The organism is Streptomyces sp. BV286, assembly GCF_019090165.1.
Classification (GTDB): Bacteria; Actinomycetota; Actinomycetes; order Streptomycetales; family Streptomycetaceae; genus Streptomyces.
Genome location: NZ_JAHRIB010000165.1, coordinates 15,395 through 33,332 on the forward strand (window position 1 = coordinate 15,395; position 17,938 = coordinate 33,332).

The window sequence follows — 17,938 nt, forward strand, 5'->3', positions numbered from 1 at the left end:
CGCCCCCGCGGTTCAGGACTCGGCGCGTACGTCCTCGGGGGCGGCCTCGACGGCCCGCAGGGCGGCGATGCCCTCCGCGTCCAGCTCGGACAGGGCGAGCAGCTGCTCGGGGGTGACGCCGTCGGGGATCGGCACCGGCGCCGGCGTCCGCAGCGGCGGCTGCCAGCCGTCGCCCGCGGTCCAGCGCCGCACGACCCGCGCCGGCGCCCCGGCCACCACCGCGTGGTCGGGCACCACTCCGCGCACCACGGCACCGGCCGCCACCACGACGTTCCGCCCGATCCGCGCGCCGGGCAGGATCACCGCGCCCGTGCCGATCCAGCAGCCCGGCCCGATCTCCACCGGCTCCATCCGCGGCCACTGCTTGCCGATGGGCTCCTGGGGATCGTCGTAGGAGTGGTTCGTGGACGTCACGTACACATAGGGCCCGAAGTAGCAGTCGCTGCCGATCGTGACCGTCGTGTCGGCGATGACGTGGCTGCCGCGGCCGAGGACGACGCCGTTGCCGATGCGCAGGATGGGCTCGGCACCGAGGTCGAGGTCGGGCATCAGCCCGGCGGTCAGGGTGACCTGTTCGGCGATGATGCAGTGGTCGCCGAGATGGATCCACGGCTCGCCGAAGACGGTGCCCTGCGGGAAGGCCAGCCTGGTACCTGTTCCCATCGCACCGAAGCGCAGCCGCCCGGGCCGCTCGGCGGTCACCGCGCCCGTGCGCTGCACCCAGGCCCAGCCCGCGTGGACGGCGCGCTGGACGAGCCGGCGCCGCCGGGACGAGAACGTGTTCTTGCTCTTGGGCACCCGCTCACCGTACTCAGCGCGACGTCCGCCGATGAGCCCGGGAACCTGTGATCTTCGCCCCACCCCGACGAGGCCGGATCGCTTACGGTGCCGGTACCGACGAGGACGAGGAGACGGCGATGACGCACAGGGCGCTGATCGCGGGCGTGGGCGGCAAGGATCCGAAGGTGGATCAGGAGGCGTTCGTCGCCCCGATGTCCGTGGTGCTCGGCGAGGTGACGCTGCACCCCGGCGCGAGCGTCTGGTACGGGGCGGTGCTGCGGGCCGAATGCGGTCCGATCGTCATCGGCGCGGACAGCAACGTCCAAGACAACTGCACCCTCCACGTCGACCCGGGCTTCCCCGTCACCGTCGGGGAGCGGGTCTCCATCGGCCACAACGCCGTGGTGCACGGGGCGACCGTCGAGGACGACTGCCTGGTCGGGATGGGCGCGACCATCCTCAACGGAGCCGTGATCGGGGCGGGTTCACTGGTCGCCGCCCAGGCCCTGGTGCCGCAGGGGATGCAGGTCCCTCCGGGAGTGCTCGTCGCCGGCGTGCCCGCCAAGGTCAGGCGGGAGCTGACCACCGAGGAGCGGGAGGGGATCTCGCTCAACGGGGTGCTGTACGTGGAGCTCGCGAAGACGCACCGGGAAGCGCACCAGGAGTGACGGGAGTGCGCGGGGCGCGGGTCCGTCGTGGCCGGTGACGCGGCTCTCCGCGCGCCTGAAGGCCTGCGCCCTGTCGGGGCGCAGGCACTCGGTCGTCTAGTCGGCCGCCGGGACGGGCTCCGGCTCGGGCGCCAGGCCGGCGGTCCGCTGCTCCGCCGTCACCTTCTTCGCCTTGCGCTTGAGGACCAGCATCGAGGTGAGGCCGATGAGCAGGGCGACCACCAGGCCGAGCCAGGAGAAGCGCTTGAGCCAGGACTCGGCGACCACGCCGACGTAGTAGATGACCGCGGTCGTGCCGCCGGCCCAGAGGATGCCGCCGAGGACGTTGGCCGTCAGGAACTTCCAGTAGGGCATGCGCAGCACGCCCGCGAGGGGGCCCGCGAAGATCCGCAGCAGGGCGACGAAGCGGCCGAAGAAGACGGCCCACATGCCCCACTTCTCGAAGGACTTCTCGGCGGTGGCGATATGGCCCTCGCTGAAGTGCCTGGGGAACTTCGCGCCCAGCCAGGCCAGCAGCGGCCGGCCGCCCTTGCGGCCGATCGCGTAGCCGATGGAGTCACCGATGATCGCGCCGGCGACGGCACAGGCGCCGAGGACGACCGGGTCGATGTCGCCGTGCTGGGAGGCGAGCAGGGCCGCGGAGACGAGGATGATCTCGCCCGGCAGCGGAATGCCCAGGCTCTCCAGGCCGATGACCACGCCCACCAGCGCGTAGATGCTGACCGCAGGCACGGTCTCTAGCCACTCCTGGACGTGCAACGCCGGTTCCTCCCGATTCACCGCGGACCGGGCCCGGGCCCGGCGTGCGCTCGGCCCCGAACGCACGCCGGGCAGCCTACCCGTTCACTCCACAGGCACAGAGCCCCGCAGGTCCCTCACACCCCGGCCCTCGTACTGAGGCGCAGTTCGCCCGACGAGGCCCCCACCCACACGGTCCGCCGCCCGGTACCGAGCACCCAGCCGTGCCGCTTCGGATCCCACGAGGAGAGCGTGCGCTCGTCGACGCGCACGATGACCCGGCGCGACTTCCCCGCCTTCAGCGCGAGCCGCTGGTAGCCGCCCAGCACCCGCACGGCCTGGTCGGCCTGGAGGTCCGGCGAGGGCCCCACGTAGACCTGCGGGACGTCGACACCGTCCCGCCGGCCCGTGTTCCGCACGGTGAAGGACACCTCCAGCCCGTCCCCGGTCCGCTCCACCCGCAGGTCCCCGTACGCGAAGGACGTGTACGAGAGCCCGTACCCGAACGGGAACAGCGGCCGTACGCCCTTGGCGTCGTACCAGCGGTAGCCGACGTGGATCCCCTCCGAGTAGTGCTCGACGCCGTTCACGCCCGGGTAGCGGCGTGGTTCTCCCGCGACCGGGTGGTGGTCGTCGTCGACCGGGAAGGACTGGGTGAGCCGTCCGCCCGGGTCGCAGTCGCCGAACAGGACGGCCGCGGTGGCCGCCGCGCCCTCCTGGCCCGGGTAGTACATCTGGAGCACGGCGGCGGTGCGCTCCAGCCACGGCATCGAGGTCGACGACGAGGTGTTGAGGACGACGGTCGTCCGGGGGTTCGCCGCCGCCACCGCCTCGATCAGCTGTGCCTGGTGGCCGGGGAGTGCGAGGGTCGTGCGGTCCTGGTTCTCGGTGGCGTCCTCGTACGCGAACAGGACGACGCTGTGGGCGGCGCCCGCGGCCCGCACGGCCTCGGCCACGTCCTGGGCGCGGGTCGCGCCGGTGACGCGCCGCAGCCTGAAGGTCTGTCCCTGGGCGCCGCCCCTCGCGGTGATCTCGATCCGGTGCTCGCCCGCGGCGAGGTCCAGCGTCCTGCGGCGCACCGCGAGGCCGTCGGGCGCGGCGGACACCAGTCCGCCGGTGAAGTACTCGGCAAGGCCGGTCGCGACCGGGAAGAGGTCGACTCCGTCGAGGAGCACCTTGGGCCGGGCGCCGGAGTAGTGGACGACGAAGGTCCACTCGTCGTCGTCCTCGACGGTGAGCGTCCCGTCGTACGTCCAGGTCTTCCCGGCGGCGACCCGCTGGGCCTCCGGGGCGATCCCGGCCGAGAGGGCTTCCTTCGGCAGGGGCTTGCCGAAGAGGTCCTCACCGAGTGCGTACGACACCCGGGAGCCGTCTCCCGCGCGGGACCTGATGGCGTCGAGCGGGCTGTCGGCGTGGTCGGGCACGACGTGGGCGCTGCCGCCGCCGCTGACGAACGGGAGCGAGCCGGTGGGGCCGACGACGGCGATGCTGCGGGCGGCCTCACCGGTCAGGGGCAGGGTGCCGTTCTCGTTGTGCAGGAGGGTCGCGCCCGCCTTGGCGACCTCCAGGGCCACGGCCGCGCCGGCCGCCGCGTCCCGGGCGGGGCGGGGCGGGGCGCTGCCGTCGAGGAGCCCGAAGTCGTCCATCGCGGTGAGGATCCGGCGTACGGCCCGGTCGACGTACTCCTCGGAGACGCTCCCGTTGCGGACCGCCGCCTTCAGGGCGGCCCCGAAGTACTTGCCGTTCGGCATCTCCATGTCGAGGCCCGCGGTGAGCGCGGCGACCGTGCTGTGGGCCGCGTGCCAGTCGGTCATCACCCAGCCCTGGAAGCCCCAGCGGTCACGGAGGATGCCGGTGAGGAGTTCCTCGTTCTCGCAGGCGTAGGTGCCGTTGACCTTGTTGTAGGCGCCCATGACGGCGCGGGAGCCCGCGCCGACGGCGGCCTCGAAGGCGCGGAGCTCGACCTCGTTGAGGGTCTGCTCGTCGACCCGTACGTCGACGGTCTCGCGGTCCTGCTCCTGGTTGTTCATCGCGTAGTGCTTGACGGTCGCGATGAGGCCCTCGCCCTGGATGCCGCGGATCTCCTCGGCCACGAGGTCGGCGGAGAGCAGCGGATCCTCGCTGAAGGTCTCGAAGTTGCGGCCCGCATAGGGGGTGCGGACGAGGTTGACCATCGGCGAGAGCAGTACGTCCTGGCCGAGGGCGCGGCCCTCGTGCCCGATGACGCGGCCGTAGCGGCGGGCGAGGCCGGGGTCGAACGCGGCGGCGAGCAGGACGGGGGCGGGCAGGGCGGTGGCGTGCTGCTTGACGCGGACTCCGGCGGGGCCGTCGGCGAGGCGCAGCGGGGGGATTCCGAGCCGTTCCACGCCGGGCACGTGGCCGGCCTGGCCGAGGGACTTCGGGTCGGGGGCGCCGTGCAGCAGGGTGATCTTCTCGTCCAGGGTGAGCCGGGTGAGCAGGCTCTCGACGCGGGGGCCCGCGGCTTCCCGAGCGGCCGCCCGGGCCGGGGTGGGGAGGCCGGTGGTCGCGGCGAGGGCTACGGCGGTCGCGCCGCCCAGCAGGCGCAGGACGGACCGCCGGGACACGGTGTCGGACATGAGGCGTCACTCCTCGTTGGGTGCGGGCACGAGGAGGTGAACCGCGGGGCGCGCGGGCGACCGTCCTGGTTCGCCCTCCGGACGCACTATGCGACAAAAGTGACTTAATACGAAGTTAGACACCGCGTGTGCGGCAGAAAATCGGACGTCACCGGCACGGCGGAGAGCCTGTCGGGACGCCGGGCCGAACCGACGGGCGCGGCGCCGGACCGCTCCCGCCGGGGCCCGGACCGCCGCTCCCGCCGGGGCTCAGACGGCCGGTCCCGCCAGGGACTGCTCCGTCCAGATGATCTTGCCGTCCTGGGTGTAGCGCGTGCCCCAGCGCTGGGTGAACTGGGAGATCAGGAAGAGACCGCGGCCGCCCTCGTCCGTCGTCTTCGGGTGGCGCAGGTGCGGGGCCGTGGGACTGGCGTCCCACACCTCGCAGACCAGGGTTCTCGACATGATCAGCCGCAGCCTGATCGGTCCGGCCGCGTGCCGGATCGCGTTGGTGACGAGCTCGCTGACGACGAGCTCGGTCGTGAAGGTCAGCTCGTCCAGTCCCCACTCGCACAGCTGCCGCGAGGTGCGTTTGCGGACCTCGGCGACCGCGGCCGGATCACCGGGCAGCTCCCAGGACACCATCCGGTCCGCCGGCAGACGGCGGGCCCGGGCCATCAGCAGCACGACGTCGTCCGGCGGGCGCGCCGGGACGAGCGCCTCGACCACGGCCTGGCAGCGGTCGTCGAGGCCGGGCGCCCGCCGTTCGAGCACGCGCCGCAGCCGCTCCCGGTCGGCGGCCGCGTCCCGCACGCGCGCGGGCCCTTCGGCGGCGAGCAGCCCGTCGGTGCACAGTGCCAGCACGCTGCCCTCCGCGAGTTCCAGTTCGACCGACTCGAAGGGCGGGCCGCCCACGCCGAGCTCGGGGCCCTGCGGCAGTTCGGGGAAGTCCACCGTGCCGTCCGGCCCCACGACGGCGGGCAGTCCGTGGCCGGCGGCGGCCATGGAGCACCGGCCGCCGACCGGGTCGTACACCGCGTAGAGGCAGCTGGCGCCCTTCGTCGGTACGCCGTCGGCGCGGGGCGCCGTGTCAGGGTCGTCCTCGTGCCCGGCCCGGTCGACCAGGTCGTCGAGGTGCGCCAGCACCTCCTGGGGCGGCAGGTCCAGATCGGCGAGGGTCTGCACGGCGGCCCGCAGCCGGCCCATGGCGGCGGCGGCCTCGATGCCGTGCCCGACCACATCGCCCACCACGAGGGCGACCCGTGCGCCCGACAGCGGGATCACGTCGAACCAGTCCCCGCCGAGCCCCGTCAGTTCGTCGGCCGGCCGGTAGCAGGCGGCGACCTCCATCGCGTCCTGTTCGGGGAGCCGGTGCGGCAGCAGATGGCGCTGCAGGACGAGCGCCGCGTCGCGTTCCCGGGTGTAGCGGCGGGCGTTGTCCAGGCAGAGGGCGGCGCGGGCCACGAACTCCTCGGCCAGTGCCAGGTCGTCCTGGTCGAAGGGGTCCTTGCGCCGCTTGCGGAAGAACGTGGTGATCCCGAGCGTGGTGCCCCGGGCCCGGATCGGGACGATCATCACCGTGTGCAGCCCGAGGTCGCGGAAGGTCGCCGCCCGGCCGCCGGGTCCGCTGTTGGACCACTCCTTGGCCGCCGGGTCGAGTCGCTCTTCGATCCAGGAGTCGCCGCTGGTCAGACAGCTGATCGGGGGCGCTCCGACCAGGTAGCGCGCCACCTGTCCGACGTCGACGACGGCTTCCGGGACGCCCTCGTTCACGGACTGCTGGCCGGCCCGCCGCAGCGGTACCGCGTCCGTGACGCTCAGCGGGCCGGGGGCCGGCTCACCCCCTTCGAGGACGGACTCGAGCAGGTCGACGACGACGAAGTCCGCGAGCCCCGGCACGGCCACGTCGGCCAGCTCCTGGGCCGTTCGCATGACGTCCAGGGTGCGACCGATGCGCTTGCCCGCCTGGTCCAGAAGGGTGAGCCGCTCCCTGGCCCGGAAGCGTTCGCTGACGTCGACCACCGTGTAGTACGCGCCGATCGGGTTGCCCTGGTCGTCGTCGAGCCGGGTGAACGACATCGCGTGGGCCGTCTCCCGGTGCGGCGCCGAGGCCACCGAGCCGATGTGCTCGTATCCGATGACGGCCTCACCGGTCTCCAGCACCCGGCGCATGACCGCTTCGAGCGCCTCGGCGTCCAGGCCCGGCTGGATGTCCGCGAGCCGTTTGCCGATCCGCTGGTGGGCGGGGCCGCCGCCGAACTGCTCCAGGGCCGCGTTCGACCACACGAACCGCAGGTCCGCGTCCACGATGGCGATGCCGATCGGCGAGTGCGCGGCCATCCGCTCCAGCACGGTACGGCTCATGTGCCAGCCCGCGGCGCCGGTCATGTCGGCGACCAGGGCCACCCGGCGCGGCGGGCCGTCCGCGCTCTCCACGGCCGAGACGACCCGGACGGTGGTGACGACCGGGTGTCCGTCGCGGTGGCGTACGGCCAGGAGCCCGGTCCAGGTGCCGCTCGGGCCGCACCGGCGGGTCAGGCCGGGCAGCCGCGCGGCGTCCTCGGGCATGAGCAGGTCGGCCACGGCCCGGCCCACGACCTCGGCCGGGCGGTAGCCGAACAGCTGCTCGGCGTCGTCCGTCCAGCCGGCCACCGCCGTCCGCGCGTCCAGCAGCACGACGGCGGCGTCCGCCATGTCGAAGCGCCGCGCCACGCCGCTCTCCTCGCTCGTCGCCACCCTGACCCCTCTCCGTCTTTGGGAGTGGTCTTCCCGTTCGCCACACTCGGTGCACCGAGCTGCACGGGCCCAACGTACCGCCGCGGGAGCCCGACGACCCCGGCAGCCGCAGCCGTCAGGGGCGGACGAGCAGCTGGAAGTCGAAGGTGTAGCGGGACGCGCGGTAGACGTGGGTGCCGTACTCGACGGCCCGCCCGGTGTCGTCGTAGGCCGTGCGGCGCATGGTGAGCAGTGCGGCTCCCGCGCGTTCGTCGAGCAGGCCGCCCTCCTCCGCGGTGGCGCTGCGGGCGCCGACGGTCTGGTGGGCGCTGTGCAGCGTGATCCCGGCGGCCCGCATCATCCGGTAGAGGCCGGTCGCCTCCAGCTTTTCGGTGTCCAGGTCGAGGAGCGTGGCGGGCAGGTAGTTGCACAGGTGGGCCACGGGTTCGCCGTGGGTGGAGCGCAGGCGTTCGAGCACGACGACGTCCCGGCCCTCGGGGATGCCGAGGGCCGCGGCGACGTCCGCCGAGGCGGACTCGACGTCGTTGCGCAGTACCCGGGTGGCGGGGCTCTGGCCGGCGGCCGCGAGGTCGTCGTACAGGCTGCTCAGTTCGAGCGAACGCCGGACCTGGCTGTGCACCACCTGGGTGCCGATGCCGCGGCGGCGCACCAGCAGGCCCTTGTCCACCAGCGACTGGATGGCCTGGCGGACGGTCGGCCGGGACAGGCCGAGCCGGGCGGCTATGTCCACCTCGTTGCCCAGCAGGTTGCCCGGGGCGAGCGCCCCGTGTTCGATCGCGGACTCCAGCTGCTGGGCGAGCTGGTAGTAGAGCGGGATCGGGCTGCCCCGGTCCAGGGCGACCTCCAGGCTGTCGAAGGCCGCGACGGTAGCCGGACGTGCGGTTTCGGTGGATGCCACGGGTGCCCCTCCCTTCGCGTGTCCGTGGGTACGTGGTTCCCGGTCAGGTCGTGCCGGTACCCCGTACGGCTTCGGTGAGGCCGTGCCGGTGTCGGGCACGGCCTCCTTCGGTGCGGCTTGTGTCAGGTGTTGCTGGGGAAGCCGAGGTTGATGCCGCCGCCGTCGGCCGGGTCGGGCCAGCGGGTGGTGATGACCTTGCCCTGGGTGTAGAAGGCGATGCCGTCGTTGCCGTAGATGTGGTGGTCGCCGAAGAGGGAGTCCTTCCAGCCGCCGAAGGAGTGGTAGCCGACGGGGACGGGGATCGGGACGTTGATGCCGACCATGCCGGCCTGGACCTCCAGCTGGAAGCGGCGGGCGGCGCCGCCGTCCCGGGTGAAGATCGCGGTGCCGTTGCCCCAGCGGGAGCTGTTGATCAGCGCGATGGCCTCGTCGTACGTGTCGGCGCGGACCACGCAGAGCACCGGGCCGAAGATCTCGTCCTTGTACGCGTCGGCGGTGACCGGCACCTTGTCGAGGAGCGAGACGCCGATGAAGAAGCCGTCCTCGTGGCCCGGGACGGTGAATCCGGTGCCGTCCACGACGACCTCGGCACCCTGGGCGCGGGCGCTCTCGACGTACGAGGCGACCTTGTCGCGGTGCTCGCGGGTGATGAGCGGGCCCATCTCGCTGGCCGCGTCGCTGCCGGGGCCGATCTTCAGGCCCTTGGCCCGCTCGGCGATCTTGTCGACCAGCTCGTCGCCGGTGTCGCCGACCGCGACGACGACGGACACGGCCATGCAGCGCTCGCCCGCCGAGCCGTAGGCGGCGTTGATGGCCTGGTCGGCGGCGAAGTCCAGGTCGGCGTCGGGCAGCACCAGCATGTGGTTCTTGGCGCCGCCGAGGGCCTGTACGCGCTTGCCGTGCTCGATGCCCTTGAGCTGGATGTACTTGGCGATGGGCGTGGAACCGACGAAGGAGACCGCGGTGATGTCCGGGTGTTCCAGGAGACGGTCGACGGCGACCTTGTCGCCCTGCACGACGTTGAGCACACCGTCCGGGAGGCCCGCCTCGGAGGCGAGTTCGGCCAGCCGGTAGGAGGCGGAGGGGTCCTTCTCGCTCGGCTTGAGCACGAAGGTGTTGCCGCATGCGATGGCCAGCGGGAACATCCACATGGGCACCATGGCCGGGAAGTTGAACGGCGTGATGCCGGCGACGACGCCGAGGGGCTGGCGGATCGCGGCCACGTCGACCCGGGTGGAGACCTGCGTGGACAGCTCACCCTTGACCAACTGCGGTACCGAACAGGCGAGTTCGACGATCTCCATGCCCCGGGCGACCTCGCCGAGCGCGTCGGAGTGCACCTTGCCGTGCTCGGCGGTGATCAGCTCGGCGATCTCGTCGCGGTGCGCGTCGAGCAGCTCGCGGTACTTGAAGAGGACCGAGGTGCGCTTGGCCAGCGAGGCGGTGCCCCAGGTCTCGAAGGCGGACTTCGCAGAGGCGACGGCGGCGTCCACCTCGTCCACGGAGGCGAAGGGCACCTGCTTCTCCTGGGCGCCCGTGGCGGGGTTGTAGACGGGCCCGAAGCGGCTGGAGGTGCCCTCGACGGGCTTCCCCCCGATCCAGTGGTCGATGTTCTTCATGAGGTGCGGGTCCTTTTCGTGAGCGGGGAGTTCAGAGGTGGCGGCGGCGGTCGACGACGTTCTGGTCGTACGTCTCGCGGGCGCGGGTCGCGGCCTCGCGGGAGGCGACCTCGGCGACCGGTACGTCCCACCAGGCCTCGGCACCGGGGGCGCCGGGCGTCGGATCGGTCTCGACGTACACGCACGTCGGCCGGTCGGAGGCGCGGGCGGTGGCCAGGGCGTCCCGCAGTTCGCGGACGGTCTTGGCGCGCAGGACGTCCATGCCGAGGCTGGCGGCGTTGGCGGCCAGGTCGACCGGCAGGGGGTCGCCGGTGAAGGTGCCGTCGGGAGCGCGGTAGCGGTAGGCGGTGCCGAAGCGCTCGCCGCCGACCGTCTCGGAGAGTCCGCCGATGGACGCGTACCCGTGGTTCTGGATCAGCACCAGGTTGACGGGCAGCCCTTCCTGGACGGCCGTGACGATCTCGGTGGGCATCATGAGGTACGTGCCGTCGCCGACCAGCGACCAGACGGAGGTGCCGGGGGCGGCCTGCTGGACGCCGATGCCCGCCGGGATCTCGTAGCCCATGCAGGAGTAGCCGTACTCCAGGTGGTACTGGCGCGGGCTTCGCGCACGCCAGAGCTTGTGCAGGTCGCCGGGGAGCGAGCCGGCCGCGTTGATGACCACGTCGTCGTCGCCCACCACGGCGTCCAGGGCGCCGAGGACCTGGGTCTGGGTGGGTACGGCGTGTTCGTCGTCCGCCCGGTAGGCCGCGTCCACGACCTGCTCCCAGCGCTCCTTGCCCGCGCGGTACTCGGCCTCGTACGCCGGGTCCACGCGGTGGCCGGCGAGCGCCTGTGTGAGGGCTTCGAGACCGGCGCGGGCGTCGGCGACCAGGGTGCGCGCGCTCAGCTTGTGCGCGTCGAAGGCGGCCACGTTCAGGTTGACGAAGCGGACGCCCGGCTCCTGGAAGAGCGTGGCGGAGGCGGTGGTGAAGTCCGTGTAGCGGGTGCCGACGCCGATGACCAGGTCGGCGGTGCGGGCCAGGTCGTCGGCGACGGCGGTCCCGGTGTGGCCGACGCCGCCGACGTCGGCCGGGTGGTCGTGGCGCAGCGAGCCCTTGCCGGCCTGGGTGGACGCGACCGGGATGCCGGTGGCCTCCACGAACGCCTTGAGCGCCGCCTCTGCCTCACTGTGGTGGATTCCGCCGCCCGCGACGATCAGGGGGCGCCGGGAGCCGCGTACGGCCTCCACGGCGGCGGCGAGCTCGGCCGGGTCGGGCGCCGGGCGGCGCACGTGCCAGACGCGGTCGGCGAAGAACTCCTCGGGCCAGTCGTACGCCTCGGCCTGGACGTCCTGCGGCAGGGCGAGGGTGACGGCGCCGGTCTCCACGGGGTCGGCGAGCACGCGCATCGCGTTCAGCGCGGACGGGATCAGTGCCTCGGGGCGCGTGATCCGGTCGAAGTAGCGGGAGACCGGGCGCAGCGTGTCGTTGACCGAGAGGTCCGCCTCCACGGGGTGCTCCAGCTGCTGGAGCAGCGGGTCGGCGGCGCGGGTCGCGAAGTAGTCACCGGGCAGGAGCAGCACCGGGAGGCGGTTGACCGTGGCCAGGGCCGCGCCGGTGACGAGGTTGGTGGCGCCCGGGCCGATGGAGGTGGTGACCGCCTGCGCGGAGAGCCGGTCGAGCTGGCGGGCGTACCCCACGGCTGCGTGCACCATGGCCTGTTCGTTGCGGCCCTGGTGGAAGGGCATGGTCTCCTCGCCGGCCTCCAGGAGTGCCTGGCCGATCCCGGCAACGTTGCCATGGCCGAAGATTCCCCAGGTTCCGGCGATCAGCCGGTGCCGTACGCCGTCGCGTTCGGTGTACTGCGCGGCCAGGAAACGCACCAGCGCCTGGGCGACGGTCAGTCGGAGGGTGGAGCGGCTCATCGGTTCCTCACTGGGGTGCGGACGTGGATCGGGTCAGCCGGGGGTCGACGGGCTGGCTCGGCCAGGTGTCGCGGATCCAGGCGTGGTCGGGGTGGTCGCAGATCAGCCAGGCGCGGTCGGCACCGGGACCCGCCATGACGTTGAGGTAGTACATGTCGTGGCCGGGCGCGGCGATCGAGGGGCCGTGCCAGCCGTCCGGGATCAGGACGACGTCTCCGCCGCGCACCTCGGCCAGCACGTCGGTGCCGCTGCCGTGGCCGGACGGCGAGACACGCTGGTAGCCGAGGCCGGGCGTGCCCTCGTGGTCGGCGATCTCGAAGTAGTAGATCTCCTCCAGCTCGGACTCCTCGCCCGGCCGGTTCTCGTCGTGCTTGTGCGGCGGGTACGAGGACCAGTTGCCGCCGGGGGTGATCACCTCGACGGCGATGAGCTTGTCGCACTCGAAGACCCCGGCCGCGCCGAAGTTGTGGACCCGGCGGGAGCAGGTGCCGCTGCCGCGCAGCTCGACGGGCACGTCCTCGGCGGGCCCGTGGCGGGCCGGCAGGCGCCTCGAGCAGCGGGCCCCGGTGAGCGCGAAGCGCCCACCGCGCTCCGAGGTGAGGGTCGCGCTCGCGTCGCGCGGCACGTAGACGAAGTCGCTGACGCCGTCGAAGACGCTCGTGCGGCCGTGCAGCGCGAACGTGTCGCGGCCGAAGTCGTCGGTGACGGCGACGGAGCAGCCGCCGCCGAGCGAGGTGACGATCCACTCGCTGTCGCCGGCGGTGAACTCGTGCGTGCCGCCGGGCGGCAGTTCGAGGACACGGAGGCTGGAGTGGTCCCAGCCGGCGCTCTCCGGGCTGACGTCCACGGCGTACGGGCCGCTCGCCGCCTTGCCCGCGGGCAGGTGATGTGCGCTGGTCATGAAGGGGGTCCTTCCGGTCAGAGGAGGCCGACCGCGGTGTCCACCGCGGTCTCCACGCTGCCCTCGGCGGGATAGAGCAGGGACCGGCCGACGACGAGGCCCTGGACGGTGGGCAGCCGCAGCGCCTTGCGCCACTTCTCGTACGCGCCCTCCTGGTCCCTGCCGACCTCGCCGCCGAGCAGGACGGCCGGCAGGGTCGAGGTCTCCAGCGCGGCTGCCATGTCGTCCGGGTCGCTGGTGACGGGCAGTTTCAGCCAGGTGTACGCGGAGGTGCCGCCGAGGCCGGAGGCGATGGCGATGGAGCGGGTGACGGCCTCCGCGGTGAGGTCGTTGCGGACCGTCCCCTCGACGCGGCGGGAGATGAACGGCTCGACGAACACGGGCAGGCGGTGCGCCGCCATGTCGTCGATCGCCCGGGCGGTGGACTCCAGCGTGGTCAGCGAGCCGGGGTCGTCGTAGTCGATGCGGACCAGCAGTTTGCCCGCGTCGAAGTTCAGCCGGGCGATGTCCTCGGCCCGGTGGCCGGTGAAGCGGTCGTCCATCTCGAAGGACGCGCCGGCCAGGCCGCCGCGGTTCATGGAGCCCATGACGACCTTGTTCTCCAGCGCGCCGAGCAGGAGCAGGTCGTCCAGTATGTCGGCGGTGGCGAGCACCCCGTCCACGCCCGGCCGGGACAGCGCGACGCACAGCCGCTCCAGCAGGTCGGCGCGGTTGGCCATGGCCAGTCTGCGGTCGCCGACCCCGAGAGCGCCGCGGGCCGGATGGTCGGCGGCCACGATCATGAGGCGGCCGCTGTCGCCGACGAGGGGGCGCCGGGCGCGGCGGGCGGCCGCTTCGGCCACGGCCTCGGGGTGCCGGGCGCGCACCCTGACGAGGTCGGGGATGGTGATGCTCAAGAGTTGGCTCCGTTCAGGGGGTGGCGGCGTCAGCCGCGGGAGGCGATGAGTTCCTCGACCTCGGCGGGGGTCGGCATCGCGGAGGAGCAGGCGAGGCGGGAGGCGACGAGGGCGCCGGCCGCGTTGGCGTACCGCATCGTCTTCTCCAGCTCCCAGCCGGCCAGCAGCCCGTGGCAGAGCGAGCCGCCGAACGCGTCCCCCGCGCCGAGGCCGTTGACCACCTCCACGGGCACGGGCGGTACCTCGGCGGTCGTGCCGTCGCGGTGGACGGCGAGGACGCCCTTCGGGCCCTGCTTGACGACGGCCAGTTCCACGCCGGCCTCCAGGAGGGCCTCGGCGCACGCGCGCGGTTCCCGGACGCCGGTGGCGACCTCGCACTCGTCGAGGTTGCCGACGGCGACCGTCACGTGCCGCAGGGCTTCGGCGTAGTACGGGCGGGCCTCGGCCGGGTCCTTCCAGAACATCGGGCGCCAGTCGAGGTCGAAGACGGTGGTGCCGGCCTTGTCGCGTGCCTTGAGGGCGGCGAGTGTGGCCGAGCGGCTGGGCTCCTCGCTCAGTCCGGTACCGGTGATCCAGAAGATCTTCGCCGCCCGGACGGCGAAGAAGTCCAGCTCGTCCGTGCGGATCACCAGGTCGGGCGCCTTGGGCTGCCGGTAGAAGTACAGCGGGAAGTCGTCGGGCGGGAAGATCTCACAGAACGTGACCGGTGTGGGGTACTCCTCGACGGGGGTCACCCAGCGGTCGTCGACCCCGAATTCCTTGAGAGCCTGGTGGAGATAGGCTCCGAAGGGATCATCGCCGGTTCGGCTGACGATCGCCGTCGTGCGCCCCAGGCGTGCCGCGGCGACCGCCACGTTGGCCGCCGAACCGCCGAGGAACTTGCCGAAGGTTTCGACGCGGGCGAGCGGCACGCCGGTCTGCAGAGGGTAGAGATCGACCCCGATGCGACCCATGGTGATCAGGTCGAAGGACTCGGTCATACGCGTCGCTCCTCGTGGTGGCTGCGGACTTCCGGGGGTGCGGGATGCAGGGCACCGGTGTGTCCTAGGTGTAAGACCGAGACCGAGCCATGTCAAGACTTTGTACTTACATTCTCACGTGATCGTGAAATGATGTCTTAACAAAGTATTGACAGCGGGGTCAGTCAGGGACTTACATCCCCTCCCAACAGCACAGCCGAGTTTGTTCGTACCTGGCCCTGCGGTTCCCTCCGTACGGGCCAAAGGCCCGGGCTCCCGCCCGGACCACTGCCCCTGCTCCCTTTCCCCTGTCGCACAGTGAGGTGCCGGAAAGATGGACCGCACGTCTCGCCCCCGTTCCCGCAGAATCGCCCTCGTCGCCGCGGCCGCCGCGGCGGCCCTGATAGTCACCGGTTGTTCCAGCGACTCCGGCGGCAAGAAGGCCGAGGAGGACACGGGCAACGCGTCCGCCGGCAAGGCCGACACTCCCCGCATGAAGGTCGCGATGGTCACCCACGCGGCTCCCGGCGACACCTTCTGGGACCTCATCCGCAAGGGGGCGGAAGCCGCCGCCGCCAAGGACAACGTCGAGCTGGTCTACTCCAGCAACCCCGACTCGGCGAAGCAGGCCAACCTCGTCCAGAACGCCATCGACCAGAAGGTCGACGGCATCGCGGTCACCCTCGCCAAGCCGGACGCCATGAAGTCCGTGGTCGCCAAGGCGGAGAAGGCGGGCATCCCGGTCGTCGGTCTCAACGGAGGCATCGACGACTGGAAGGAGCAGGGCCTGCTGGAGTACTTCGGCCAGGACGAGTCGGTCGCCGGTGAGGCCTTCGGCGAGAAGCTCAACGAACTCGGCGCCAAGAACAACATCTGTGTCATCCAGGAGCAGGGCCACGTCGCCCTGGAGGCGCGCTGCGCCGGTGTGAAGAAGACGTTCAAGGGCAAGACCACGAACCTGTACGTGAACGGCACGAACATGCCGTCCGTGAAGTCGACGATCACCGCCAAGCTCAAGCAGGACAGCTCGATCGACTACGTGGTCACACTCGGCGCCCCCTTCGCGCTGACCTCCGTGCAGTCCGTGGACGACGCGGGCAGCAAGGCGAAGGTCGCGACCTTCGACCTCAACAAGGAGATGGTCAAGGCCATCGAGGACGGCGACATCCAGTTCGCCGTCGACCAGCAGCCGTACCTGCAGGGCTACCTCTCGGTCGACGCCCTGTGGCTCTACAAGACGAACGGCAACTTCAGCGGTGGTGGCCAGGAGCCGGTGCTGACCGGTCCGGCGTTCGTCGACAAGGAGAACGTGGCCGACATCGCGAAGTTCGCCGCGAAGGGCACTCGGTGACACCCATGACCCAGGCAACGGCACCGGCGACGAGTTCCTCGTCGCCGGGTTCGCCGGCCGCCCCCAAGGACGGCCGGACCTCACAGCGGTCACTGGCCCGCCGGCTGGCGGCCCGTCCCGAGATCGGCGCGCTGATCGCGGCGATCGCCGTCTACGTCTTCTTCTTCGCGGTCGCCTCGCCGTTCCGCGAGGCCAGTTCCCTGGCCAACGTGCTCTACGAGTCGTCGGTGATGGGCATCATGGCCCTGCCGGTGGCGCTGTTGATGATCGGCGGCGAGTTCGACCTGTCCGCCGGCGTGGCCGTGACCACCTCCGCTCTGACGGCCAGCATGTGGAGCTTCCAGCTCTCCATGAATATCTGGGTCGGCGTCATCGTCGCCCTGGTGGTGTCGCTGGCCATCGGCGCGTTCAACGGCTACCTGCTGGTACGCACCGGTCTGCCGTCGTTCCTGATCACCCTGGGCTCGTTCCTGATCCTGCAGGGCGCCAACCTCGCCATCACCAAGATCTTCACCGGGAACGTCGCCACCGACTCGATCAGCGACATGGACGGCTTCGACCAGGCCAAGAAGGTCTTCGCCTCCGAGATCGGCATCGGCGGCGTCGACGTCAAAATCACCGTCTTCTACTGGCTGGTCTTCGCCGCCGCCGCGACCTGGCTGCTGCTGCGCACCAAGTTCGGCAACTGGATCTTCGCCACCGGCGGCAACAAGGACAGCGCCCGCGCGGTCGGCGTCCCCGTCACCTTCACCAAGATCGCCCTGTTCATGGGCGTCGGCGCCGGCGCCTGGTTCGTCGGCATGCACATCCTGTTCTCGTTCAACACCGTCCAGTCGGGCGAGGGCGTGGGCAACGAGTTCCTCTACATCATCGCCGCGGTCATCGGCGGCTGTCTCCTCACCGGCGGATACGGCTCCGCGATCGGCCCCGTCATCGGCGCCTTCATCTTCGGCATGGTCTCCCAGGGCATCGTCTACGCCAACTGGAACCCCGACTGGTTCAAGGCCTTCCTCGGCGTCATGCTCCTGCTCGCCGCCCTCGTCAATCTGTGGGTCCGCAGCCAGGCCACCCGGAGGTAACGCCATGACCACCGACAACACCTCCCCCAACGGGGCCACCGCCGTCCAGGACAGGCCCGGGGACGCCGAGCCGGTCGTCCAGCTGAAGGGCGCGGGCAAGGCCTACGGCAACGTCCGCGCCCTGCACGGCGTGGACCTGGCCGTGTATCCCAGCCAGGTCACCTGCGTCCTCGGCGACAACGGCGCCGGCAAGTCCACCCTGATCAAGATCATCTCCGGCCTGCACCAGCACACCGAGGGCCAGTTCCTCATCGACGGCCACGCCGTCCACCTCAGCACCCCACGCGAAGCCCTCGACAAGGGCATCGCCACCGTCTACCAGGACCTCGCCACCGTCCCCCTCATGCCGGTCTGGCGGAACTTCTTCCTCGGCTCCGAGATGACCAAGGGCCCCTGGCCCGTCCGCCGCCTCGACATCGCGAAGATGAAGGAGACCGCCGACCAGGAACTGCGCAACATGGGCATCGTCCTGGACGACCTCGACCAGCCCATCGGCACCCTCTCCGGCGGCCAGCGCCAGTCCGTGGCCATCGCCCGCGCCGTCTACTTCGGCGCCCGCGTCCTCATCCTCGACGAGCCCACCGCCGCCCTCGGCGTCAAGCAGTCCGGCGTCGTCCTCAAGTACATCGCCGCCGCCCGCGACCGCGGCCTGGGCGTCATCTTCATCACCCACAACCCCCACCACGCCTACATGGTCGGCGACCACTTCAGCGTCCTGCGCCTGGGCACCATGGAACTCTCCGCCGCCCGCAGCGACGTCACCCTCGAAGAACTCACCAACCACATGGCCGGCGGCGCCGAACTCGCCGCCCTCAAACACGAACTCGCCCA

The 17,938-nt window shown here is 71.7% G+C and carries 14 protein-coding genes; 4 read left to right on the top strand and 10 right to left on the bottom strand.

All coding sequences use genetic code 11. The features are described 5' to 3' along the window. Positions 1–12 precede the first annotated feature (12 nt). Positions 13–798, bottom strand: a complete 786-nt coding sequence (locus KUF83_RS29740) for an acyltransferase (protein WP_308403191.1) — start codon at positions 796–798, stop codon at positions 13–15. Positions 799–917: 119 nt separating this feature from the next. Between KUF83_RS29740 and KUF83_RS29745 the strand changes: the two genes are divergently transcribed. Continuing rightward, complete coding sequence (locus tag KUF83_RS29745; RefSeq protein ID WP_217458074.1) at positions 918–1,448, top strand: gamma carbonic anhydrase family protein; 531 nt, start codon at positions 918–920, stop codon at positions 1,446–1,448. Between the two features lie 96 nt (positions 1,449–1,544). Here the strand turns inward: KUF83_RS29745 and KUF83_RS29750 are convergent, their stop codons facing one another. The 9 genes from KUF83_RS29750 to iolC form a co-directional block, all read right to left on the bottom strand. Beyond that, a complete protein-coding gene (locus tag KUF83_RS29750; RefSeq protein ID WP_217458075.1) occupies positions 1,545–2,207 on the bottom strand; it encodes a DedA family protein in 663 nt (220 codons plus the stop codon). Positions 2,208–2,323: 116 nt separating this feature from the next. Further along, on the bottom strand, positions 2,324–4,783 hold the full coding sequence (locus KUF83_RS29755; protein ID WP_217458076.1) for a beta-glucosidase: 2,460 nt from the start codon (positions 4,781–4,783) through the stop codon (positions 2,324–2,326). Positions 4,784–5,032: 249 nt separating this feature from the next. Next, entirely contained in the window at positions 5,033–7,498 is a 2,466-nt protein-coding gene (locus tag KUF83_RS29760) for a SpoIIE family protein phosphatase (protein WP_308403192.1), read from the bottom strand. 115 nt (positions 7,499–7,613) lie between these two features. Next, on the bottom strand, positions 7,614–8,396 hold the full coding sequence (locus KUF83_RS29765; RefSeq protein WP_217458077.1) for a GntR family transcriptional regulator: 783 nt from the start codon (positions 8,394–8,396) through the stop codon (positions 7,614–7,616). Between the two features lie 122 nt (positions 8,397–8,518). Beyond that, entirely contained in the window at positions 8,519–10,015 is a 1,497-nt protein-coding gene (locus KUF83_RS29770; RefSeq protein WP_217458078.1) for a CoA-acylating methylmalonate-semialdehyde dehydrogenase, read from the bottom strand. Between the two features lie 31 nt (positions 10,016–10,046). Further along, entirely contained in the window at positions 10,047–11,921 is a 1,875-nt protein-coding gene (iolD, locus tag KUF83_RS29775; protein ID WP_217458079.1) for a 3D-(3,5/4)-trihydroxycyclohexane-1,2-dione acylhydrolase (decyclizing), read from the bottom strand. 7 nt (positions 11,922–11,928) lie between these two features. Continuing rightward, on the bottom strand, positions 11,929–12,822 hold the full coding sequence (gene iolB / locus KUF83_RS29780; protein WP_217458080.1) for a 5-deoxy-glucuronate isomerase: 894 nt from the start codon (positions 12,820–12,822) through the stop codon (positions 11,929–11,931). A 17-nt stretch (positions 12,823–12,839) separates the two neighbouring features. Further along, positions 12,840–13,718 carry a deoxyribose-phosphate aldolase gene (locus KUF83_RS29785; protein ID WP_217458081.1) on the bottom strand — a complete coding sequence of 293 codons (879 nt, stop codon included), beginning with the start codon at positions 13,716–13,718 and terminating at the stop codon, positions 12,840–12,842. 29 nt (positions 13,719–13,747) lie between these two features. Then, the gene (gene iolC / locus KUF83_RS29790) at positions 13,748–14,698 is read right to left on the bottom strand and encodes a 5-dehydro-2-deoxygluconokinase (protein WP_217458082.1); all 951 of its coding nucleotides are present in this window, start codon (positions 14,696–14,698) and stop codon (positions 13,748–13,750) included. A gap of 313 nt (positions 14,699–15,011) precedes the next feature. Between iolC and KUF83_RS29795 the strand changes: the two genes are divergently transcribed. The 3 genes from KUF83_RS29795 to KUF83_RS29805 form a co-directional block, all read left to right on the top strand. Beyond that, on the top strand, positions 15,012–16,028 hold the full coding sequence (locus KUF83_RS29795; RefSeq protein WP_217458083.1) for a sugar ABC transporter substrate-binding protein: 1,017 nt from the start codon (positions 15,012–15,014) through the stop codon (positions 16,026–16,028). A 5-nt stretch (positions 16,029–16,033) separates the two neighbouring features. Further along, positions 16,034–17,107, top strand: a complete 1,074-nt coding sequence (locus tag KUF83_RS29800; protein ID WP_217458084.1) for an ABC transporter permease — start codon at positions 16,034–16,036, stop codon at positions 17,105–17,107. A gap of 4 nt (positions 17,108–17,111) precedes the next feature. After that, a partial coding sequence (locus KUF83_RS29805; protein WP_217458085.1) for an ATP-binding cassette domain-containing protein occupies positions 17,112–17,938 on the top strand: 827 nt, incomplete at its 3' end.